The following is a 21,688-nucleotide window of genomic DNA, read 5'->3' as shown; positions in this document are numbered from 1 at the left end:
ATGGCGGGCGTGAACGCGCTGCGATGGCTGACCCTGACCCGGCACGGTGAGAGCACCGGCAACCTCGCCTTCCAGGCCGTCCTCGGCACCGACGCCGAGGAGGCCGACATCTCCGAGCGGGACGCCGACATCCCGCTGTCGGACACCGGACGGGCGCAGGCGGCGGGGCTCGGCCGCTGGCTGGAGGCGCTCCCCGAGGACGAACGCCCCACCACGGTGATCACCTCCCCGTACCTGCGGGCCCTCGACACCGCCAGGATCGCGCTCGCCGAGACGTCCTTCCCCGCCCCGCGCATCCAGGTGGACGAGCGGATCCGCGACCGCGAGCAGGGCGTGCTGCAGGGGCTGACCCCCCGCGGCGTCCGCAACCGGTTCCCGGAGGAGGCCGAGCGGCTGCGCCACCTCGGCAAGTTCTACCACCGGCCGCCCGGCGGCGAGTCGTGGGCCGACCTGGCCCTGCGGCTGCGCAGCTTCTACCGCGACCTGCAGTCCGGCGCCCCCGGCGGCCGCGCCCTGGTCGTCGCCCACGACGCGATCATCGTCATGACCCGCTACCTCGTGGAGGAGCTGACCGAACAGGAGATCATGCGGATCGAGAAGGAGCCCATCGCCAACGCCTCGGTCACCCGGTGGCGGCACGACGGGACCGGGCTCGCCGCCGTCTGCTACAACGACTGCGCCCACCTCGCCACCGCCGCGGTGCCGCCTCCTACGGCTCGCCGCTGAGCAGCCGGGCGCTGCGCGAGGCCACGGCGGCCCGCCGCGGATCCCCCAGCGGCAGGACGCCCCGCAGCCGCTCCAGCGCCTCCAGATCGGCGCCGCCCGGCTCGGACTGCGCGTAGGCCCACAGCACGTCGGCGCCGCCCCGGTCCAGCACCTGCCGCCGGACCCGCACCGCCAGTTCGTCGCGTTCCGCGCGGACGGCGGGCGCGTCCGAGCGCGGCAGCAGCTCTCCCCCGTACAGCCGCACGGCACCGGCGACGTCCCCCTCGTCCAGCAGCCGCCGCACGGTGAGGAAGTCGGCGTCGACCGCGCAGCCGAGCCGGTAGGGGCGGGCCCGAACGACGTCTCCGAGCTGGTGGCGGAGCCGGTGGATCTCTGGGCGGACGGTCGCCGCGCTGCCCTCGTCGCCGTACAGGTACAGCGAGAGCCGGTCGCCGCTCAGCCCGCGCGGATGCAGCGCCAGCAGCGCGAGGATCTCGGCGTGCCGCAGCGTCAGGTCGAAGGGCCGCCCGTCCAGCAGCGCGTGCGGCCCGTCGCCGAGCAGCGCCAGCGCCAGCAGCGGCGGCCCCCCGGCCGCGGGCCTGGCCGCCAGGCCGCGCCCGGACGGGGCGCTCTCGTCGACCCGGCCGCGGGCCCCCGGGATCCGCAGCAGGAACGCCTCGCCCAGCGGCTCGGCGATGGCGGTGCGCCCGTCCGGCAGCATGACCGTCCCGCCCGGCTCGGGGACGGTGACGCGCCGGCCGACCAGCGCGCCCTCCTGCGCGGCGAGGATGCGGCCGGTGGCGGTGGCGAGGACGCCGGTGCCGCGCAGCCCCCGCAGGTGCGGCAGGAGCCGCTCGCGCAGCCGCTGGTCGCGCACCAGCATCTCGTTCTCCAGCCGCGCCTCGGCCAGCCGCGCCGCGGCGGCGACGAGCGCGACGGTCGCGGGATGCAGCGCCTGCACCGTCGCGCTGACGTCGATGCAGCCGACCACCCGCCCCGAGTCGGGATCGGTGATCGGCGCGCCGGCGCACGACCAGCAGTGCAGGACGTGGGCGACGTGCTCGGCGGCGTACACGTACTCGGGCCGCCCGGAGGCGAGCGCGGTGCCGATGCCGTTGGTCCCGACGGCGTCCTCCGACCAGAGGAAGCCCTCGGTCAGGCCGATCGCGTCGGCGGCGCGGCGGGCGAAGGCCGGGCCCTGCGTCCACAGCACGTGCCCGGCGGCGTCGGTGATCACCATCAGGTGCTCGGCCTCGTCGGCGACCCGCCGCAGCAGAGACTGCAGCATCGGCAGGTGCGGTTCGAGGGGGTGGGCGCCGCGGGCGTCGGAAAGGGAGTCCCGGTCGAACACCAGGGGCGCCGCCTCCACGCCCGCGTCGACGTCGGCGTCCTGGGAACGCCGCCACGACTCGGCGATCGGCGCCCGGACGGTCACCGGCTCGCGCACCACCATCGGCCCTTTCTCCCGGAGGAAGCCCGGCTCGTTCGAGCATCGGTCCATCGCCTGGACGGCGCAACCGATTCGCCGGATCCCGCCTGACCGGATCGCGGCACGTTCCGTGACCGAATGATCGCAACGTGCATGCAACGTGGATGCGCCTACCGTGAGCGTCGCCGGGGAGCCAGAGGACCATCCCGTGGGTCCGCCGTCCCGCACGCGTCCGGGGGGAATGCGTGCGGGACGGCCCCGCTCTCCCGGCGCTACGGGGGGAGAACGACCATGCTCTGCCTGACATGCCACCGCGTCCGGCCGGCCGCGAGCCGGGCCGACTACACCGCCGAACGCGCCTCGCTCATCGTGCGGCAGGGACTGTGCACCTGCAGCGCGCCGCCCGGCCGGCCGTGGCGCCGCGAGCCCGTCCGCGAAGGCGCGCACGCCCCGAAATAAACCGGTGAGTTCACAAAACGTTCACGGTCGATTCGCCTACAGTTTAAGGAGATTCCACCCGCCGGCCCCGGAAGGGAGCGCCATGACCGTGATACCGGGTCTCGTCCGCCGCGCCGCCGCCGAGGTGGAGCGCCATCTGCGCGAGGGCGCCGGCGCCCTCGTCAGGGCCGGGCGAGATCTGGAGCGGTCGGCGGAGCTCGTCCGGCTCCTGCCCGTCCTCGTCGAGCGCCTGTCGATCCTAGAGCAGGCCGTCCGCGTCCAGGACACCGAGCTCCGCACGATCCGCACCGAGCTCGACTCGCTGGTCGGGCAGCTCAACGACCGGCTGCTGCCGCGCCTCGACGAGCGCATGGACGACACCGAGCGCGACCTGGCCGCCGTCGCGACCAGCCTGATCCGGACCGGCCGCGACACCGCCGGCAACCGCACCCGGCTGGAGGCCGCCGAGCGGCGCGTCGCCGACCTGCGCTCCAAGGTCGCGGCGCTGGAGCAGCGGACCGGGATCTGGCGCGACCTGGAGTCCACCGTCACCAGGTTCGGCGACGACCTGGACGCGATGCGCGCCCGGATGGCGCCGCGCCCCGCCGAGCCGCCGGACGCCCTGCCCGCCCCGGTGCAGAACCTCACCGACCGCCCGGCATAAGGGGACATCGGCGGGCGTCCTGGAGAATGGGCGCATGACTCAGCCGTCCGACATCCGTCCGTCCGCCGCGCGCGGTTTCGCCAGCGACAACCAGGCGAGCGTCCATCCGGAGGTCCTCGCGGCCCTGGCGGAGGTCAACACCGGGCACCAGCCCGCCTACGGCGACGACGCCGTCACCGGCCGGCTTCGCGAGGTCGTCCGGCGCCACTTCGGCGAGCAGGCCGAGGTGTTCCCGGTGTTCAACGGGACGGGCGCGAACGTGGTGTCGCTGCAGGCCATGTCGGAGCGGTGGAGCGCGGTGGTCTGCCCGGAGTCGGCGCACATCAACACCGACGAGTGCGGCGCGTCCGAGAAGATCGCGGGGCTGAAGCTCGTCACCGTGCCGACGCCGGACGGCAAGCTCACCCCCGACCTGGTGGACCGGTACGCGACGGGCTTCGGCAACGTCCAGCGGCGCGAGCCCGCGGTCGTGTCGATCACCCAGAGCACGGAGCTCGGCACCGTCTACACCGCGCGGGAGACGGCGGCCGTCGCGGCGGCGGCGCACGAGCGCGGCCTGTCGGTCCACATGGACGGCGCCCGCATCGCCAACGCCGCCGCGTCCCTCGGCCTGCCGCTGCGCGCCCTCACCACCGACGCGGGCGTGGACGTGCTGTCGTTCGGCGGCACCAAGAACGGGCTGCTGCTCGGTGAGGCGATCGTGGTCCTCGACCCGGGCGCCGTGCGGGGGACGGCGTACCTGCGCAAGTCGAGCATGCAACTGGCGTCCAAGATGCGGTACGTGTCGGCGCAGCTCATCGCGTTGCTGGACGGCGACCTGTGGCTGCGCAACGCCGCGCACGCCAACGCCATGGCCCGCCGCCTGGAGGCCGCCGCCCGCGCCGTCCCCGGCGTCGAGATCACCCAGGACGTCCAGGCCAACACCGTGTTCGCGCTCATGCCGGCGGGCGCGGCCGAGCGGCTGCGCAAGCGGTTCCCGTTCTACACCTGGGACGAGGCGACCGGCGAGGTCCGCTGGGTCTGCTCCTTCGACACCACCGAGGACGACGTGGACGCCTTCGCCGCCGCGCTCGCCGAGGAGACGGCGGCCTGACCGGCCCGTTCATCCCGATCATCGGGAGCGCCCCCGCCCGCCCGGCGGCCGGGGGGTTATGGTGTAACCGAACATGATTCGGTTACAGGAGGCGAGCCCGATGGCCAACCGCACCTTCGTCGTCGGCGTGGGCATGACCAAGTTCGAGAAGCCCGGCTCCCGCGACTGGGAGTACCCCGACATGGCCAAGGAGGCCGTCGGCAACGCCCTGGAGGACGCGGGCGTCGGCTACGACGCCGTCGAGATGGCCTACGCCGGCTCGATGTACGGATCGATGGGCCAGCGCGCCCTCTACGAGACCGGCATGACCGGCATCCCGGTCATGACCGTCATGAACGCGTGCGCGACCGGGTCCAGCGCGCTGTTCCTCGCCCGCCAGGCCGTCCGCGGCGGCCTCGCCGACTGCGCGCTCGCCCTCGGCATGGAGAAGATGAAGAAGGGCTCGCTCGGCGCCGGCATGGGCGAGTCCAAGGTCACCATCATCGACCACCACCTGCGCTCCATGACCGCGGGACGCGAGTGGGAGCTGGACAAGGCGCCCATGCCGCAGATGTTCGGCAACGCCGGCCGCGAGCACATGGAGAAGTACGGCTCCACCCCCGACCACTACGCCTGGATCGGCTGGAAGAACCACAAGCACTCGGTGAACAACCCCTACGCGCAGTTCCAGACCGAGTACTCCCTCGACGACGTCAAGAACGCCACGATGATCTTCGACCCGCTGACCAAGCTGCAGTGCTCCCCCACCTCCGACGGCGCCGGCGCCGCGCTCGTCGTCAGCGAGCGGTTCCTGGACGAGCACGACCTGTGGGACCAGGCCGTCGAGATCGCCGGCCACCACATCGCGAGCGACACGCAGGAGAGCTTCGCCGACCACTCCTCCATCCAGGTCGTCGGCTTCGGCGTCTCCCAGCGCGCCGCCCGGAAGGCGATGGACGAGGCGCAGGTGTCCATCGACGACGTCGACGTCATCGAGCTGCACGACTGCTTCAGCGCCAACGAGCTCATCACCTACGAGGCGCTCGGCATGGCCGAGGTGGGCGAGGGCCACAAGCTCGTCGACGACGAGGCCACCACCTACGGCGGCAAGTGGGTCGTCAACCCCTCCGGCGGCCTCATCTCCAAGGGCCACCCCCTCGGCGCCACCGGCCTCGCCCAGTGCGCCGAGCTGACCTGGCAGCTGCGCGGCAAGGCCGGTGCCCGCCAGGTGGACGGCGCCCGCGTCGCCCTCCAGCACAACATCGGCCTCGGCAGCGCCTGCGCCGTCGCCGTGTACAAGCCCGCGACCGCCTGACCCGCGAGCCGGCAGGGCTCAGAGAGATCCGCACAGGTCGATCGAGGTCGACGACACCGTCGCCGGCGGGGCGCGTCCATGGCGCGCTCCGCCGGCGACGGCCGTTCCGGCACCCCACCATGCGACAACAATTGACTTTTGTCTCACAGCGGCTACGGTGAAAGCACATAGTTACCGGTCAGGAGGCGCGATGCCCGCCCCGTCCCCGCCCCCGACGGTCGCCACCGCCGCCGCACGCGAGCGCGCCCGGACCGCCCGCGCCCCGCTCGGCCCCGGCACGCTCCTCTGGCGGTACGCCGCCGACCTGCGCTCCCTGCTCCCCGGGGCCGCCGCCGGGCTGATGCAGCTCATGCACCCAGGCATCGGCGCCGGCGTCACCGAGCACTCCGCGTTCTTCGACGCGCCCTTCGACCGGATCCACCGGTCCGTCCCGCAGATCTGGGCGACCATCCTCGCCCCGGACGGCGCCGCCCGCGCCCGCACCATCCGCGACCTGCACCGCGCCATCGGCGGCGTCGACGAGCACGCCCGCCGCTACCACGCCCTCGAACCCGAGACGTTCTGGTGGGCGCACGCCACCTTCACCTGGGAGATCTTCAAGGCCGCCGAGACCTTCCACCCCGGCACCCTCACCGCCGAGGACCACGAGCAGATGTACGCCGAGACCGTCACCTGGTACTCCCGGTACGGCGTCAGCATGCGCCCCGTCCCCGCCGACTACGCCGCCTTCCAGTCCAGGTTCTGGCACATCTGCACCCGGACCCTCGAACTCACCCCCGCCGCCGCCCGCGCCCTGGAGATCGCCAAGCACGGCTCCGGCACCCTCACCCTGCTGCCCGTCGGCGGATCCCGGGTCGACCGCGCCGGACGCCTCGTCATCGAGCGCCCGCTCCGGCTGATCACCTTCGGCTGCCTGCCGCAGACCGTCCGGAACCGCTTCGACATCCCCTGGTCCCCGCTCGACCAGGCGCAGTTCGCCGCGCTCGCCCTCGCCAACCGGCAGGGCTACCGCATGATGCCCACCGGCCTCAACCACCGGGCCCTGCGCGGCATGCTGCGCTACATCGGCGCCCAGACCCGCCGGAACCGCTACCGTCCGGCCGCCTGAACCGCCGTGACCTGCGGGCCCGCGGCCGGCAGGTCACCCAACGTTCTTGTCGAAGGGGTCCGGAGGTCGCATGCGCTTCAGGCGGGTGGCCGAACACTGAGGTGTGGAGACGATCACCGCCGGCGCCGACCCCGCGGCGTCCGCCATGCTCCCCGGCCTCGGCGCCGACGCCGCGACGCGGTCCCTCGCCCAGCGGATCGGCCGGGCCCGCTGGGCGGTCGGCGGGCTCCTGCTGACCGTCCTGACCGCCGCCGCCCTCGCGACCGCGGGGCCGCTGCGACCGGCCCTGTCGGCGCTCGGCCACATGCGCTGGGGGTTCCTGCCGAGCCTGGTCCTGCTGTCCCTGCTGCACTACGTCTGCTCCGCGGTCGCGCTGCGCGGCGCCGCGGGCCGCCCGCTGCCGCTGATCAGGACGACGATGACGCAGCTCACCGCGTCGGCCGCCAACCGCGTCACGCCCGGCGGCCTCGGCGCCGCGGCCGTCAACACCCGCTACCTCGTCTGCCGCGGCCTGCCGCTGCCCCGCGCGGCCGTCGCCGTGGCGGTCCTCCAGGTGGCCGGCGTCCCCGCCGACCTGCTGCTGATGGGCGCCGTCCTCGGGCTCGGCGCCGTCCTGGCCCCGGACGGCGGCAACGACCGGATGCTGGACGCCCTCGGCCACCACGCCTCCCGGGCCGCCGGCCTCGTCCCGCCCCTCCCCCTGCTCATCGCCTGCGGGGTGCTGCTGCCCGCCGCCGCGCTGTGGGGCCGCCGCGCGGTCCGCTCCACCGCCGCCCGCAACGCCGCGGGCGGGCTCGCCGACCTGTGCCGCCGCCCGCGCGACCTGGCGATCACCCTCGCCGCGTCCGCCGGGACGACGTTCGTCCTCGGCGTCGCGTTCGCCCTCAGCGTCCTCGCCATCCCCGGGACGGCGGTGGGCCCCGCCGACGCGCTGCCGCTCCTCGCCGCCTACCTGGTGGGGGCCGCGGCGGGCTCGGCCGTCCCGACGCCCGGCGGCGTCGGCTCCACCGAGGCCGCCCTCGTCGCCGCGCTCGCCGCCCTGGGCGTCGCCGCGGGCCCGGCCCTGCACGCCGTCCTGCTGTTCCGGGCGGTCACCTTCTGGGCGCCGGTCCCCCTCGGGGTGCTCGCCTGCCGGACACTCCGGCGGTGACCTTTACGTTGTAGATCAATTACAGGCGGAAGACCTTGCGGGCGTTGCCCGCGAGGAACGCCTCCCGCGCGTCCTCGCCGAGGCCGAGATCTTCCAGGCCCTTGAGGGCCCGCTCGGCGGTCAGCATCGGATAGTTGGTGCCGAACATGACCTTGTGGTGCCGGTCCTGGGCCATGTACCGGACGAGTTCCGGCGGATACCTGCGGACCGTGTAGGCGGACGTGTCGACGTAGACGTTCGGGTGCTTGCGGCACACCGCGACCATCTCCTCCGTCCACGGGTAGCCGATGTGCCCGCCCACGATGACGAGTTCGGGGAAGTCGAGCGCCACCTGGTCGACGTACGGGATCGGCCTCCCCGTCTCGCTCGGACGCAGCGGCCCCGTGTGGCCGACCTGCGTGCAGAAGGGGACGCCCAGTTCCACGCATTCGGCGAACAGGGGATAGAAACGCCGGTCGGTGGGCGGGAGCTCCCACAGCCACGGCACCACGCGCAGCCCCTTGAAACCCAGTTCCCCCACGCACCGCCGCAGCTCCCGCACGGCCTCCATGGGCTTGCGCAGGTCGACCGAGGCGATGCCGGCGAGCCGGCCGGGGGCCTGCCGGACGAACGACGCGACCTCGTCGTTGCTCACGAGATCGCCCTCAGGCCCGTACCAGGCGCTGATCAGGCCGACGTCCACTCCCCCGGCGTCCATCGCCGCGACCGTGGTGCCGACCGGGACCTCCTCCGCCGGCGGCTCCTGCCCGGTCCACCTCCAGAGCGAGTCGAGCATCTCGTGCCGCAGGAACCGCACCGTCCCGTGCTGCATCCACGCGTCAATCACCATGGGCACCTCCCACCGACCGCCATGCGGCCTCGCTCAGCGATCCGACCTGCCCGCCGTCCGGTTCGGGGCACTGGCCGTTCAACCAGAGCCGGCACAGTTCCTGCGCGGGCCCGAGCCACAGGACGAACGCGGTCACCGCGTCCACGTCCAGCAGCGCGCCGTGGCGCGCCTGCACGCGCCACCAGCTGCGCACTTCCCGGAAGAACGCGCCGTTGCGCTCGGCCAGCCCCTCGCTCCCGGCGGGCCGCTCGGTGAACATGAAACGGGCCCGGTCGGGATGCTCCCTGCACCACCGCACGTGGAAGGCCACGACCGACGTCACCGCCTCCCGCGCGCCGTCACGGGCCTTCAACTCGGCGAGGAAGGCGTCCTGGTACATCCCGATGCTCTCGACGAACAGCGCCTCCGCCACCTGCTCCTTGCCGGAGAAGTGGTGGTAGAAGCTGCCCACGCTCACCCCGCTCGCCGCCCTCAGCCCGCTCAGCGTGGTCCCGGCGACCCCGTCGCGCCCGAACAGCTCCAGCGCCGCCCGCAGGATCCGCTCCCGTCCGGCCTCCTTCATAGAACATTATTCTGTCATACCAGAACAATGTTCTGTACGGGCGACATCCGGACCCCTGCTAGCCTCATGACCATGTCCAGCCCCGAGTCCGACAGACGCTGACTCCCGGGCGGCTCCCCCTCGTGCGGGCCGCCTGAGGCGGGCTGCCTTTCTCTCCTTTCTGCCTTGCCGTCCGTGCCGATGCCGGACGGCCATCTCGGCGCAGCCCCCCAACGACAGCCGACCTGTTCGCCGTCTCGGGAGTCTCCCTTGCCATTCGCCGTCTACGTCCTCGGGCTCGCCGTGTTCGCCCAGGGCACCTCCGAATTCATGCTGTCCGGGCTCGTCCCGGGCATCGCCGCGGACCTGGGCGTGTCCATCCCCGCCGCCGGCCTGCTCACCTCCGCCTTCGCCATCGGCATGGTGATCGGCGCCCCGTCCATGACGCTGCTGGCCCGCCGGTGGCCGCGCCGCCGCGCGCTGCTGGCGTTCCTCGTCGCCTTCGTCGCCGTCCACGTCGTCGGCGCCCTCACCACCAGCTACGCGGTGCTGCTGGCGACCCGCGTCGCCGCCGCCCTGGCCAACGCCGGGTTCTGGGCCGTCGCGCTCGCCACCGCCACCGCGCTCGTGCCCCCCGCGGCCCGCGCCCGCGCCACGTCCGTCGTGGTCGGCGGCGTCACCGTCGCCTGCGTCGCCGGGGTCCCGGCGGGCGCGCTGCTCGGCGGGGCGTGGGGGTGGCGGGCCGCCTTCTGGGCGGTCGCGCTCGTGTCGCTGCCCGCCGTCGCCGCGATCGCCAAGGCGATCCCGGAGGAGCGTCCGTCCGCGGGCAGCGCCCGCACCGAACTGCGCGCCCTGGCCAACGGACGGCTGCTGCTCACCCTCTCCGTCAACGCGCTCTTCCAGGGCGCGACGTTCTGCACGTTCACCTATCTCGCGCCGCTCGCCACGAACGTCGCCGGCTTCGGCTCCGCCTGGGTGCCGGCGCTGCTGGCGCTCTTCGGCCTGGGATCCTTCGCGGGCGTCACCATCGGCGGACGGATCGCCGACGCGCACCCGGCCGCGCTCATCGCGGCCGGCATGACGTCCCTGACCGCCGGGTGGGCCGTCCTCGCGCTCACGGCCGGGAGCCCGGCCGCGGTGGTCGTGCTGGTGTTCGTCCAGGGGATGCTGGCGTTCGGGACGGGCCCCGCGCTGATCTCACGCGTCCTGGAGCAGGGCTCCGCGGCGCCGACGCTGGCGGGCGGGTTCGCCACCGCGGCCTTCAACGTCGGCGGGACGCTCGGCCCGTGGCTGGGCGGGACCGCGATCGGCGCCGGCCTCGGCTACCGCTCCCCTGTGTGGGTGAGCGCGATGCTGATGGCCGGCGCGATCGCGGTCCTCGCCGGTCAGGTCTGCTTCTGGAGGGCCAGGCTGGCCGAGCCCGTCAGCGCCGGCAGGTAGCCGGAGCGGTGGCCCAGCGCGGTCGGGTGGTAGGACGAGCCGATCGGGATCGTGACCGCGTTGAGCCAGTCGTCGCCGGAGCACAGCTCGTGCCCGGAGAACTCGTCCCGGACGTCCGACCAGGTGAACCCGGCGCGTCCCGCCGCGGCGGAGACGACGGTGTCGAGGGTGTCGGCGGCGTGGTTCAGCGCGGTGCGCTTGGTGTTGCTCAGCCCGGCGCACCAGTCGACGATGACGTAGAGGCGCGGGTACCCGAGGACCACCACCCGCGCCGACGGGGACTTCGCGCGGATCTTTCCGTACAGCGAGTCGAGCTGCCCGGGGAGCGTGTTCTTCATGTAGGTCTCGGCCTGCGTCACCCTGCTCTGGCACGAGGCGTTCGACTGCAGCACGCAGGTCTGCATGACGTCGGCGAACCCGGCGTCGTTGCCGCCGGCGGTGACGCTCACGAGCGTCGTGGAGGAGCTGAGCGCGCCGAGCTGACCGCTCGCGACGGTCGTGGTGGTCGCGCCGGAGCAGGCGACGAACTTGTAGGACGACGTCGCGTGCGACGCCGCCCACAGGTTCGGGTAGGCGTTGGCGCTGCGCTGGCACGATCCACTGTTCGGGTCGTAGTTCCCGGCCCCCGTGCCGGACGAGTAGGAGTCGCCCAGGGCGACGTAGTCGGGCCCGGCCGCCGAGGCGGACCCGGACCCGAGCAGTGAGGCGGCGGCGAAGGTCGCCGCACCGAAGGCGACCAGGTAGGGGCGGGGCAGACGCATCGGCACACTCCGGGGCGACGTATCGAATTGTGTCTTCCGTCCTATACCCGTGCCGCCTTTATGCCAAGCTCAAGGCTGATCAACTTTGTTTGGCATGATTCGCCATTGTCATCCGAAACAGCCAAAATCCTGGGGCCGTCGGCCTCAAAACCTCACAACCATTCCGGCCTGCTCCCCAGCAGCCCCAGGGGCCCGTCCCGCATCACAGGCCCTGCCCACCGGCACGGTTCTTCCCCGAAAGGAAGGACCAATGCGGCGATAGTTGTCTAACTACCGCTGATTCGCAGCAGAAGAGCGGATGGGGCAGGACGCCAGAAATGCGTCCTGCCCCATCCGCTCCCGGCGGCGCGGGCTCAGCCCTTCCGGCCGAGGCGGGAGGCCCCGCCCCGGACGCGGTGCCACGCGGCCCGCGCGTGACGGTTCACGCTCGTGCTGACGCGCCGGGCCGTCGGGAACTCGGTGCCGAGCAGGCCGAGTCCGGCGAGGATCGCGACGATGCCGGGGCCGGGCAGCACGAGCATGGCGACGCCCGCGACGATCAGCGCGGTGCCGGCGACCGCGACGCCGACCTTGCGGAGCAGCCGGACGTGCGCGCCGCGGCGGCTCTCGGTCGCCGCGCCGGCGTCCGTCCCGGCACGGTCCATGGCGGTCGTGGTCACATCGTCCCCCGATCTACGTACACGGCTTTCTTCTGGGACGAACCGGCATGCCGCGGAAGATCCCCGATCCGGTGCGGTGTGGTCAGCGTCACAACCCCTTCCCCAGGCCGGCCGCCCGCCTTCCAGGGCCCGCTAGCATCGCGGAAATGAAGACCCCGTTCGGCGCGCGGGCCCGTCTCGGGGTCCTGGCCGCGCCGGTGTGGAGGCGGCTGAGCGGGCCGGCGCAGTGGCGGCTCGCGCGGCTCCGGCAGCACACGTTCCTGGTGTACGCGGGAGGGGTCGTCCAAGACGAGCAGGGCCGGATCCTCCTGCTCCGCCACCGGCTGTGGCCCGCGTACCGCGCCTGGGGCCTGCCCGGCGGATACGTCAACGCGGGCGAGCGGCTCGAAGACGGGGTCGCGCGCGAAGTCCGGGAGGAGACGGCCCTGGAGGTCGAGGTCACCGTGCCGCCGCTCCACGTCGCGGGCGGGTTCCGGCACCGGGTCGAGGCCTACTACGCGGCCCGTGTCGTAGGCGGGCAGCTCGACCTGGACGCGGGCGAGATCCTGGAGGCCCGCTGGTGGCCTCCCGACGCGCTCCCGGACGCGATGTCGCCCCGCCTCCGCGCCGTCCTCGCCTCCCTTGACCTCAGCCGCGGTTGAGGTTGCACCCTGGACGGCATGAGCCTCACCGACCTCGAACGCGAATATCTCTCCACCCAGCGCCTCGGCCGCCTCGCCACCGTAGGCCCCGAGGGCGACCCGCAGAACAACCCGGTCGGTTTCGACTACAACGCCGAGACCGGCACGATCGACATCGGCGGCTGGAACCTCACCGCGTCCCGCAAGTACCGCAACCTGCGCCACAACGACCAGGTCGCCTTCGTCGTGGACGACCTGGCCTCCGTCGAACCGTGGCGGGTACGAGGCATCGAGATCCGCGGCCGCGCCGAAACCACGACCACGGACGCCCCCCGTTTCAGCGGCGACATCATCCGCGTCCACCCGCACACCATCTTCACCTGGGGAATCGACCCCGCCACCAACGGAATGACCAAACGCACCACCAAATAACCACCCCGCCCGCAACCACGAGGACCACAACCGCCCGCGATACAACGTGTGCACGACTGAGCCTTTTTCAGCGTGCTGCGGTCTCGCGGAGTTGCAGGGTGTGGATGGCCTTGGCGAGGCGTCCGGCGCGGTGGGGGCAGCAGCGCAGCTTCCGCAGGATTCGCCATGACTTGAGCTGGGCATTCGCGCGTTCGCCGGGGCCGCGGAGCTTGGCGTGTGCACGGTTGGCGTCCTTTTGCGGTTCGGGCTTGTCGCGTCCCTTGTAGGGCGTGAGGATGTGCGCGCCGGCGCCCTGGTAGGCCTTGTCGGCCAGCACCAGCAGCCCGGTGGCCGCCAGTGCCCGGACGACGCCCCAGATCCGGGCCGCGGTCAGGTCGTGGACCGAGCCGCGCAGCGGTCCCGACACCCACAGCAAGGTCCCGTCCGGTGCGGCGATGACCTGGAGGTTCATGCCGTGGCGGCGGTGTTTTCCCGAGTAGTAGGGCCGGTCGGCGGCGACCCTGTCGATCGAGACCAACGTGCCGTCCAGCACCAGGTAAGGCAGCCCGGCTTTGACCGCTCTGGCCAGCGCCGCACCGAGTTTGGGCGCTCGGGCGGCGAGAAGGTCGACGGTCTCGTTGACGTAGCGCCACGCGGTGGCGGTGGAGACGCCGAATCCGGCGCCCAGCTCGGCGTAGGTCTCGCCCTTGCGCAGGTAGACCAAGGTCATCAGAGCCTGCATGCCCGGGGGCAGGCACCGGCCCCTGCTGCCGAGGGCCTGGCGGTGGCGGCGGACGACACCGGTGGCGTAGGCCAGGGTCCGGCGCGACAACGGCAGCGAAGCACGGTACAAAAGCATGTGAGGCCTCTGGTGGGGACGGGACGTTGTGAGAGACCAACCGTCCTACCAGGGGTTTCTTGACGTCCGGCACCGCCCACACCGTCCGCGATCATGCTGTGTTCAGCGCACATCGAACTGCCGCTGAAAAAGGCTCACTGCAGCGCTACCGCATTCAAGTTCGAAGCAGGACAGCGGCGGGTAGCCCGGCGTGCTCAGCGGCACAGGAACCTCGCCTCACTACGTGATCGGAGATGACCGGTTCTGACCATCATTGTTCAGTCATCTTGACTACGGCTCGCATTGCCGTCCTAAGATCTTGCCTGATCCCGCATGGCCGGGTGGACGGCGAGAGGAACGGTGCGATGGGCGACAAGCGCGGTGCCAATCTAGGCGAACTCGAAGAACTGTCCCGGCTCTTCAGTAAGCATTCAAGGAATCTGGACGCTCTGATCAAGGACCTCAACGGTCGCACCGTGAGCAGCAGCGCCGCCTGGTGGGGGCCGGGCGCCGACCGTTTCCGAGCGGCCTGGGCCGAGGCCAAGACCGCCTTCGACAGGATGGCGATCGCCTTGGAAGAGGGCGCGCAGGACATCAAACGCTCCCAGCAGAACATCGAAGCCGCCACCCGCTGACCCGACGCTCGAGGCCGTTCCCCGCGCGGCCACTCTGGGCATCCAAGCCACGCCGCGCCGAAGGGAACGGCTCAATGACGCGGGCTTCTCGGGCGGCCGCGCAGCTCCCACATGTCAAACGACTCGCCGAGCAGCATGGTCCCGCACTCAAACAGGCGTTCTCTCTGCTCCAGAACGGCGCACTGATCGGCCCGGCCGGTGTGCGCATTCAACTGACCCTGACTCGCGCGCACGAGGAGGCGCGCTCCGGCTTCTACGCCGCCTTCGACGCGGTCCGTCACGTCGCCGGGGAAGATGGGCATCCACCCCGAATCAGCGAGCCGTACATACCCGGGCCCCCACGGGGCGGTCCACCCCGTTCTTCCAGCGAACGCAGCGGATCCCCGGCAGGTCTGGACCAACTGAGCAGGGAGTTGTCCCGGACCGCGCGGTCCTGGCAAGACGCCGCCTCAGCACTGTCGCGCATCCTCGCCGAACTGGGTTTGAGCACCGCACCGACTCGAGCGGTGTCCCGTTCCGCTGATCGAGTGAGAGCTCAGACGCCGGACATCGATCGCCGCAGAAACGAGTTCCTCAAAGCCGACCAGCAGCAGATCGTCCAGACCGCCACAAAGACGATCCTGGGAATCCTTCCGAAATCCACTGGAGTCAGGGGCGCGGTCGGCGACCTCTGGGGCGCCTACACGCATCGCTACCTGCCGGGAGTCTGGGAAGGCACGAAGGACATCGGGCTCGGCGGCTTGGCCATGAACCCCTTCACCGCACCCTTCTACTTCGGCATCAACCGGAAGAGCTGGATGGAGCGCGGTCCTGTCGGGCAGGCCAAAGGGCTGATCCAGGGGGCCCAGCACCCCGGCGAGTTCGCCAAGGCGATCGTCAACTGGGACGACTGGAAACGTGACCCCGTCCATGCGCTGGGCAAGACCGCCCCGAGCGTCGTCATCACAGCCGTGACCATGGGCACCGGATCGGGCGCGGGAGCGGGTTCCCGGATCGGCACCGCGCTACGAGGCACTGCCAAGGAGGCACCCAAACCAGATCTGGTGACCACACCCCGGACGGAGCCGGCACCACCGCGGAACCAGTCGAAGCCGGAGGAACCTCGATCCCACGGTCGGGCGCAGGGGGACCCGGCCGCGGCGCCGACCCTGACGGCGAAGGCCTTGGCCGAGCTTCGCAACGTCGAGCAGGCGGCTCAGCGCATCGCCGCGAAGTTCAGGGTAAAGGTGGATTTCGGCAGTCATCCGATCGATCCGGCAAACGCTCGTGGCTTCGCGGAGGCGCTCGAGGGGGCGGCGAGAGACTACCCTTCCGTCTTCCGAGGCATGGAGAACGTGAGGGTCCAGAGTCTCACCGAGATGCGGAAAACGGATCCGGGCGCCGGTCCCAACGTCATGGGCCACTCGATCAACGACAAACGAGGACCCGCACCCCAAGGGATATACTTCAACCAGATGAATTTTACGAGCAAGGCTGCGACCGACGCGCTCGCACTGCAAAGGAGCAGGGCCGGATGGTCCGTCCCCGGAAGCCTGACCGCAAAGGGGACCTTCTATCATGAGTTCGGCCACCAGATCGGCTATCGCATACTGGCGGATCCCAAGCTCTGCAGAGAACTGGCCGGCGAATTGAGGAAGGCCGGAGTCCCGGTAGATGAGGTGTCCCTGCAACCGGGCATCCCCAAAGGTCGACAGATGCTGACCGAGGGATTAGGCGCCTACGGCAGGGTGAACGCGAGCGAAATGATCGCCGAGGGCTTCGCCGAATGGCGGATGAGCCCCCAACCACGGCCGATCTCCGCGGCCATCGGCCGATTCATCGATCGGCACTTCAAGGGGAAGTGATGACGAGCATCGTCCCGCCGCTGAGCAGCTGCGACTCCTGTGTCCGACTGAAGTCCGTGCCCGACCCGGACTGGAGCCCGGACGAGAACCACGATCCTCTGGACACGGGCTCCCTTTACTTCTGCGCGGCCTTTCCTGACGGGATTCCCCAAGACATCAAGCTTCTCGGATTCGATCATCGGCTTCCGTATCCCGCGGACGGCGGCGTGCGGCACGAGCTGCGCCAAGACCGCGCGGACCTTCTGGCCGCCTTCGAGGAAGAGACTCCCGCCGACATCCGGCACCGGGACGTCGAAGCGAGCGCCCAGGCGTGGATGCGGCAGATAGCTGTACTGAAAGAACGCAGGCTCAGACTCGCAGAGTTTCTCCTCTATGCCGGAGAACTCGCCGTTCCGGTGCAGGGTGACGGCACTCCGGCGTCCTGGGACTTCGACGACTTCCGCATGCTCGCAGTCAGCACCTCAGGCCCGATCGAACTCGACCTGGATGAGTCCGATGGCTTCCAAGGCTGGCGCTCGGTCTCCCTGAACGAAATCATCGCCGACGTGGCCGAAGACGTCTTGCTGTACGTCGACAAGCGGGGCCCTCTCCTTCCAGTGGGCGCCTTTCATACTTTCGACATCCCCCTGTACCGCACAGTGCGCGATGGTTCCGAAGGACAACTGCGTCAGGAGTTTCCCGAAGCCCTGGTCTACCGGCCGGAGGGGGAACGCGCGGTCTTCACCTCGCTGCTGGCACTGGAGGCAGCGAGAGGGACGACCGTCCGCTGGGAACCCGTGCGCGGTCGGGACATGCTGGCGGAGGGCGAGGTGGTCATCGATCCCGGCCGGCCTCACCAGAGGCCCCTGCGCCCGTAGACGAGTAGATGCGCACCTCATCGGGCTCCGGAGGGTGGGCGGGCTCAGTTCGCTTCTGAGAGGTCTGACAGGATCTGGCGCAGTTCGGTGGCTTTTGTGGGGGCGTTGATCTTCACGAGGAGGTCGAGGGCCTCGGAGTAGGCTCGCCTGGCGTCGGACGGACGGCCCGCGTGGCGGTGGACGTCGCCCAGGATGCGCAGCATGGTGGCCAGACCGGACTCGTTCTCGATCTCCCGGTGGAAGGCGACGGCCGGCCGGAGCACCGCTTCGGCGTCGGCGAAACGGCCGAGGCCGTCGTAGGCCAGCGCCAGGTGCCAGGCGCACCAGACGATCTCGTCGCGGTCGCCGCGCCGTTCGCTAGCGGCCATCGCGTCCTCCAGGACGCGGGCGGCGTCCGCGTGCCGGCCGAGTTGCCGGTACGCGTCGGCGATGTGCGCGGCCAGCCAGATCTCGCCCGCCGTGTCGTCCCGGCTCCGGTAGATCGCCCGCGCCTCGGCGTAGCGGTCGAGGGCCCCCCCGGGCTGGTCGAGGTCGCACTGGAAATCGCCGAAATGGGTCAGGACCCACGCCTCCTTGCCGGGATCGTCCATGGAGCGGACCACCTCCAGCGCCCGCTCGTAGAGCGGCGGCGCCTCATCCCCGCGCCCGAGGAGCCGGCGCGCCTCGGCCAGGTGGATCAGCGACCCCAGCTCGGCCGGGGCGTCTCCCGCGCGTCGCGCCGCCTCCACGGCGAGGGCCTTGACCGCCTCCATCTCCTCCCAGTGCGCGCGGTAGAAGATCAGTCCGTAGAGCGACTCGGCGATCCTGATGACGAGCCCGTCCTCCCGCGCCCGCGCGGCGGCCCGGAGGCTCGCCCGCACGTTCAGGGACTCCTCGGCGAACCACGCGATCGCGTCGGCCGGAGGCTGCTCGTGCGCGCCCGGCCGTGCCATCCATTCGTGCAGGCGGTCGCCGTACCAGCTCAGTGAGCGCCGGAACGCCGCCTGCCGGGCGGACGCGGACTCCTCGTCCGCCATGCGTTCCCCGGCGTAGAGCCGGAGGAGGTCGTGGAGGCGGTAGCGGTCGTCTCCCGCGACCTCGATCAGGTGCCGGTCCGTCAGTTCGCCGAGCATGCGCTCGGCGTCCTCGTCGTCCACGTCACCGGTGCGTGCGACCAGTTCGGCGGTGAAATCTCCGCCCGCCAGAACGCCCAGATGGCGGAACAGCCTCGCCGTGTCGGGCCGCAGTGACCGGTAGCTGAGTTCGAAACTGCTGCGCACTCCCCTGTCCTCACCTTGGAGACGGGATATACGCCTGGTCTCGTCCTGAAGTTCCGACAGGTAGCGCGCCGGCGATGCGCGTCTCATCACCAGGTGCGCGGCGGCGATGCGGATGGCCAGCGGGAGCCCGGCCAGGAGCTCGATGATCGTGAGGGTGGACGGCCGGTCGCGGCGTACCACCTCGGTGCCGACGATGCGTTCGAACAGCCGGAGGCCTTCGGGGTCGGGCAGCGGGTCGAGCCGGAGCCGGTCGGCGCCGTCCAGCGAGGCCAGCGTGGCCCGGCTGGTCACGATCACGGCCGTGCCGGGCGTTTCGGGCAGGAGCGGGGCGGCCTGCCGCGCCTCGGACACGTTGTCGAGCAGCAGCAGGCTGGGCCCCTGGCGCATCCGCGTCTGGTACTCGCGCCGGCGCTGCGCGGGATCGCGCGGCATCTCCTTGCCGGACAGTCCGAACGCGGCCAGAACCTCCACGGTGGCGGCGTCGGCGGTGGCGGCCGCGGCCACGTCCACCCGGATCCGCGCGTGCGTGAACGTGGAGGCGAGCCTGTGGGCGAGCTCGTTGGCCAGTTCGGTCTTCCCGACCCCCGCCATGCCGTGCAGGACGACCAGCGGGCACGTCTCGGTCAGCCGGTCGGTGAGCAGGGCCCCCGCCTTCGCGATCACCTCGTCCCGGTCGGTGAAGTCCGGGAGCGATCTGCTCAGGTTCACGTGGCCCGAGGAGAACGGACGAGGGCGTTGCGGGCGCGGGAGGCGCGCCAGGTTCCCCAGCCCGAGTTCCCGCCCCCAGGGCGTGTCGCGCATCATGTCGGCCCAGCGGTCCAGCGGGGCGACGGTGAGGACGGACGGCCCCTCTGACAAATGGTGCTCCACCACCAGGCCGACGGCGAATTCGTCGCCTGAGCCGTCGTCGGCGAATACCAGGGCCCCGGACATTCCCTGCCATTCGCTGACGCCTCGCCCGCCGGCCGATTGCGGCATGCGGGAAACGCCCAACTCCATGAGGTTCGCGCGAAGGTTCGAGCCCGTCGGGATGGAGCCGCTCACCTGAGCGCTTTCACGCCGCGGGACCTCGGACGGGCCCCGCGGACGTTCCTTCCACCTGGGAAAGCCGATCGCCCAGCACGGGCCGACCTGGCCCGTCCGGGAGCGGTCGACCCGGGCGAAACGGACCGGGGGCAGGTCGTCCGGCACGGAATCCCCCGACACCGCCAGTAGGGCGATGTCTCCGGGTTCGTCCACCATGACGACTTCGGCCGGAAGCTCCGTCTCGTCCACCCGCCGGACGAGCAGCGTCGCGGCGTCCATGACGTTGTGCGCCGCCGACAGCACCCACCGCCGTCCGACCAGGTAGCCGGAGCCCACGTTCCACCGGCCGGCGGGACTCCGGCGCAGGATCTCGACCGCACGGGCCGTGAGCTCGGCCATCTCAGGGCTTGTTCCCCAGGTCCCGGGTCACCTTGATCGGGCGTCCGTCGCCGTCGAGCGGCGGCTCCAGCGTCACCGTCACGCGCTGCATCTCCTCGCGCCGGTAGGACCCGTCGCCGCCCAGTTCGAGAACCCAGAACTTCGCCTTGCCGGACGCCCCGCCCTGGCGCGTGACCCCGACGTGGAACTCCAGCTGGATCTGGCCGACACCGAAAGCGAACTCCGACCCCTTCCCCGCCTCCAGAGCCTCCATCAACTCCGCGCGAAGCGCGGCAATGCTCTCGGCAAGACCGAGCTCACCCATGGATTCCTCCCCTATCCGCGTTCCGTCGAGGGCGGACGACCAAACCGAATGATCTTCCGGTGAGGGACGCCTTCTGCCGCAGCGCGGTCCGCGAATCAATACTCCATGAGCTTCGGCACTCGTGACGAGAGGGATTTGGCCGTGCGGCCAGAAAAGGCCATTCGAGTACCGACAGGCCGGAGGAGGCAGGCAACGGCCCCACGACCGGCACGGGCCGTCCGCGGCGCGGCAGGTCGTCGCCGCGCACCTTGATCACGGGCCCTAGGGTTTCGGCTCCAAGGTGGGCGAACCCGCACCGGCGGGTGCGCTTGTCACGCCATTTCTCCGGCATCGACAGGCCATTTATGGCCAATGTCAACAAGATGATAGGAACGCGTGATAAAACTCTGCACGACCGGGCCGGACGAGGGAAGAACGACCGTCAGGAGCCCCGATGAGCGAGAGACGCGAGACGCCCCCGCCGTGGTCGCCGGCGATCAGCACCGAGTGTCCGGTCGGCGTCGCGCATCAGGCGTGGATCGAGGCGTCGATCGCCTGGTTCGTCCGGGAGTTCGGCCGCGAACCGGCGTTGCGGCCGATCGTCCTGCCCCGGCTCGATCTGTACCCCTCCGGCTACACCGGCACGCCGAAGCAGATCGACGACGTGGTCGCCAGGATGTGCGGGCTGATGGGGATCGACCGGTCCGAGCTCATCGTGGAACTGTTCGACCGTGAGGGCGAGGACGCGACGGCGAGCGAGGGCACGCGCGCGGTCGGGCACTACTACGTCGAGGACGGCCGGGCGGTCATCGGGCTGGACGTGACGGAGGCGTCCGACGCCCCCTACCTGATCGCCGTGATCGCGCACGAACTGTGCCACGTCCGCCTCCTCGGCGAGGAGCGGATCACTACCGGGCGCAAGGACCACGAGCGGCTCACCGATCTCCTCACCGTCTATTTCGGGTTCGGCGTCTTCAGCACGAACGCCGCGCTGAGATTCGGCGAGACCTCCCGCGGTTTCTCCGTCCAGCCGCTCGGCGATCTGGACGAGCGCACCCTGAACGCGGCCCGCAACGACGGCTATTCGCGGCTCGGGTATCTGACGGAGCGCGAGTTCGGCTACGCGATGGCCTGCTATGCCTGGCTGCGCGGCGAGACCGAGCCGCCGTGGGCGGGTCACCTCGATCCGGGGCCGCGGGCCTTCCTGCGCCAGGGCCTCGCTTATCTGACCCGGTCCGCCCCGCCGGGCGAGTTCCCGACCCGCCCTTCCAGAGGCGTCCCGGTCACGGTCCGCGTGATATCGAAGACCGGTCCCGCATGGCTCGGCGGCCTCCACCTGACGGTCAGGCCGGCCAGCTGGCCGCCGGACGCACCCGGCCATGGCCCCCCGCACCCGGTTTAACGA

General features: G+C 71.3%; 22 protein-coding genes. 14 read left to right on the top strand and 8 right to left on the bottom strand.

The genetic code is table 11. The features are described 5' to 3' along the window. Positions 1-726: a histidine phosphatase family protein gene (locus tag BJY14_RS36520; RefSeq protein ID WP_179847772.1), complete on the top strand. Its 726-nt coding sequence runs from the start codon at positions 1-3 to the stop codon at positions 724-726. Here BJY14_RS36520 and BJY14_RS36515 read toward each other — a convergent pair. After that, positions 710-2,158: a GAF domain-containing protein gene (locus tag BJY14_RS36515; protein WP_246396238.1), complete on the bottom strand. Its 1,449-nt coding sequence runs from the start codon at positions 2,156-2,158 to the stop codon at positions 710-712. The two genes, BJY14_RS36520 and BJY14_RS36515, sit on opposite strands and share 17 nt — an antisense overlap. A gap of 267 nt (positions 2,159-2,425) precedes the next feature. Here BJY14_RS36515 and BJY14_RS36510 point away from each other — a divergent pair, with 267 nt between their 5' ends. The 6 genes from BJY14_RS36510 (at position 2,426) to BJY14_RS36485 (ending at position 7,881) form a co-directional block, all read left to right on the top strand. Further along, positions 2,426-2,593, top strand: a complete 168-nt coding sequence (locus BJY14_RS36510) for a hypothetical protein (RefSeq protein WP_179847770.1) — start codon at positions 2,426-2,428, stop codon at positions 2,591-2,593. Between the two features lie 82 nt (positions 2,594-2,675). Beyond that, complete coding sequence (locus BJY14_RS36505) at positions 2,676-3,236, top strand: hypothetical protein (RefSeq protein ID WP_179847769.1); 561 nt, start codon at positions 2,676-2,678, stop codon at positions 3,234-3,236. Between the two features lie 34 nt (positions 3,237-3,270). Further along, positions 3,271-4,329, top strand: a complete 1,059-nt coding sequence (locus tag BJY14_RS36500; RefSeq protein WP_179847768.1) for a threonine aldolase family protein — start codon at positions 3,271-3,273, stop codon at positions 4,327-4,329. A 100-nt stretch (positions 4,330-4,429) separates the two neighbouring features. After that, positions 4,430-5,623, top strand: coding sequence for a thiolase C-terminal domain-containing protein (locus tag BJY14_RS36495; RefSeq protein ID WP_179847767.1), 1,194 nt, complete (start codon positions 4,430-4,432; stop codon positions 5,621-5,623). A gap of 190 nt (positions 5,624-5,813) precedes the next feature. Further along, entirely contained in the window at positions 5,814-6,731 is a 918-nt protein-coding gene (locus BJY14_RS36490; RefSeq protein ID WP_179847766.1) for an oxygenase MpaB family protein, read from the top strand. Positions 6,732-6,834: 103 nt separating this feature from the next. Further along, positions 6,835-7,881: a lysylphosphatidylglycerol synthase transmembrane domain-containing protein gene (locus tag BJY14_RS36485; protein ID WP_179847765.1), complete on the top strand. Its 1,047-nt coding sequence runs from the start codon at positions 6,835-6,837 to the stop codon at positions 7,879-7,881. A gap of 19 nt (positions 7,882-7,900) precedes the next feature. Here BJY14_RS36485 and BJY14_RS36480 read toward each other — a convergent pair whose 3' ends face one another. Continuing rightward, complete coding sequence (locus BJY14_RS36480; RefSeq protein WP_179847764.1) at positions 7,901-8,710, bottom strand: amidohydrolase family protein; 810 nt, start codon at positions 8,708-8,710, stop codon at positions 7,901-7,903. Beyond that, positions 8,700-9,272, bottom strand: a complete 573-nt coding sequence (locus tag BJY14_RS36475; protein ID WP_179847763.1) for a TetR/AcrR family transcriptional regulator — start codon at positions 9,270-9,272, stop codon at positions 8,700-8,702. Before BJY14_RS36475 ends, BJY14_RS36480 begins: the two co-directional genes overlap by 11 nt. A gap of 249 nt (positions 9,273-9,521) precedes the next feature. On the opposite strand from BJY14_RS36475, the gene BJY14_RS36470 reads away from it, so the two are divergent. After that, positions 9,522-10,691: a Cmx/CmrA family chloramphenicol efflux MFS transporter gene (locus BJY14_RS36470; RefSeq protein WP_179847762.1), complete on the top strand. Its 1,170-nt coding sequence runs from the start codon at positions 9,522-9,524 to the stop codon at positions 10,689-10,691. Here the strand turns inward: BJY14_RS36470 and BJY14_RS36465 are convergent. Together BJY14_RS36465 and BJY14_RS36460 are read right to left on the bottom strand one after the other, a co-directional pair. After that, positions 10,637-11,452 carry an SGNH/GDSL hydrolase family protein gene (locus tag BJY14_RS36465; protein ID WP_179847761.1) on the bottom strand — a complete coding sequence of 272 codons (816 nt, stop codon included), beginning with the start codon at positions 11,450-11,452 and terminating at the stop codon, positions 10,637-10,639. The two genes, BJY14_RS36470 and BJY14_RS36465, sit on opposite strands and share 55 nt — an antisense overlap. A 353-nt stretch (positions 11,453-11,805) precedes the next feature. Beyond that, positions 11,806-12,111 carry a PGPGW domain-containing protein gene (locus BJY14_RS36460; protein ID WP_312879584.1) on the bottom strand — a complete coding sequence of 102 codons (306 nt, stop codon included), beginning with the start codon at positions 12,109-12,111 and terminating at the stop codon, positions 11,806-11,808. Positions 12,112-12,257: 146 nt separating this feature from the next. Between BJY14_RS36460 and BJY14_RS36455 the strand changes: the two genes are divergently transcribed. Continuing rightward, positions 12,258-12,752, top strand: coding sequence for an NUDIX hydrolase (locus BJY14_RS36455; protein ID WP_179847760.1), 495 nt, complete (start codon positions 12,258-12,260; stop codon positions 12,750-12,752). Positions 12,753-12,770: 18 nt separating this feature from the next. After that, positions 12,771-13,163 (top strand): PPOX class F420-dependent oxidoreductase, encoded by a 393-nt coding sequence (locus BJY14_RS36450; protein WP_179847759.1) that lies wholly within the window; start codon positions 12,771-12,773, stop codon positions 13,161-13,163. Positions 13,164-13,230: 67 nt separating this feature from the next. On the opposite strand, the gene BJY14_RS36445 is transcribed toward BJY14_RS36450, so the two are convergent. Then, entirely contained in the window at positions 13,231-14,001 is a 771-nt protein-coding gene (locus BJY14_RS36445) for a transposase family protein (protein WP_179842248.1), read from the bottom strand. A gap of 344 nt (positions 14,002-14,345) precedes the next feature. On the opposite strand from BJY14_RS36445, the gene BJY14_RS36440 reads away from it, so the two are divergent. The 3 genes from BJY14_RS36440 (at position 14,346) to BJY14_RS36430 (ending at position 17,316) form a co-directional block, all read left to right on the top strand. Continuing rightward, a complete protein-coding gene (locus BJY14_RS36440) occupies positions 14,346-14,615 on the top strand; it encodes a WXG100 family type VII secretion target (protein ID WP_179847758.1) in 270 nt (89 codons plus the stop codon). Positions 14,616-14,689: 74 nt separating this feature from the next. Beyond that, positions 14,690-16,459, top strand: coding sequence for a hypothetical protein (locus tag BJY14_RS36435; protein ID WP_179847757.1), 1,770 nt, complete (start codon positions 14,690-14,692; stop codon positions 16,457-16,459). After that, complete coding sequence (locus tag BJY14_RS36430; RefSeq protein WP_179847756.1) at positions 16,459-17,316, top strand: hypothetical protein; 858 nt, start codon at positions 16,459-16,461, stop codon at positions 17,314-17,316. Before BJY14_RS36435 ends, BJY14_RS36430 begins: the two co-directional genes overlap by 1 nt. A 44-nt stretch (positions 17,317-17,360) precedes the next feature. Here the strand turns inward: BJY14_RS36430 and BJY14_RS36425 are convergent, their stop codons facing one another. Next, on the bottom strand, positions 17,361-20,000 hold the full coding sequence (locus BJY14_RS36425; protein WP_179847755.1) for a tetratricopeptide repeat protein: 2,640 nt from the start codon (positions 19,998-20,000) through the stop codon (positions 17,361-17,363). A 1-nt stretch (position 20,001) separates the two neighbouring features. Then, a complete protein-coding gene (locus BJY14_RS36420) occupies positions 20,002-20,304 on the bottom strand; it encodes a trypco2 family protein (RefSeq protein WP_179847754.1) in 303 nt (100 codons plus the stop codon). A gap of 433 nt (positions 20,305-20,737) precedes the next feature. On the opposite strand from BJY14_RS36420, the gene BJY14_RS36415 reads away from it, so the two are divergent. Beyond that, complete coding sequence (locus BJY14_RS36415; RefSeq protein WP_179847753.1) at positions 20,738-21,685, top strand: hypothetical protein; 948 nt, start codon at positions 20,738-20,740, stop codon at positions 21,683-21,685. The last annotated feature ends 3 nt before the right edge of the window (positions 21,686-21,688 follow it).

Origin of the sequence: Actinomadura luteofluorescens (assembly GCF_013409365.1) — a bacterium.
Lineage (GTDB): Bacteria > Actinomycetota > Actinomycetes > Streptosporangiales > Streptosporangiaceae > Spirillospora > Spirillospora luteofluorescens.
Note: the sequence above shows the minus strand (reverse complement) of the source record. Positions and strands in the feature narration are given on the sequence as shown.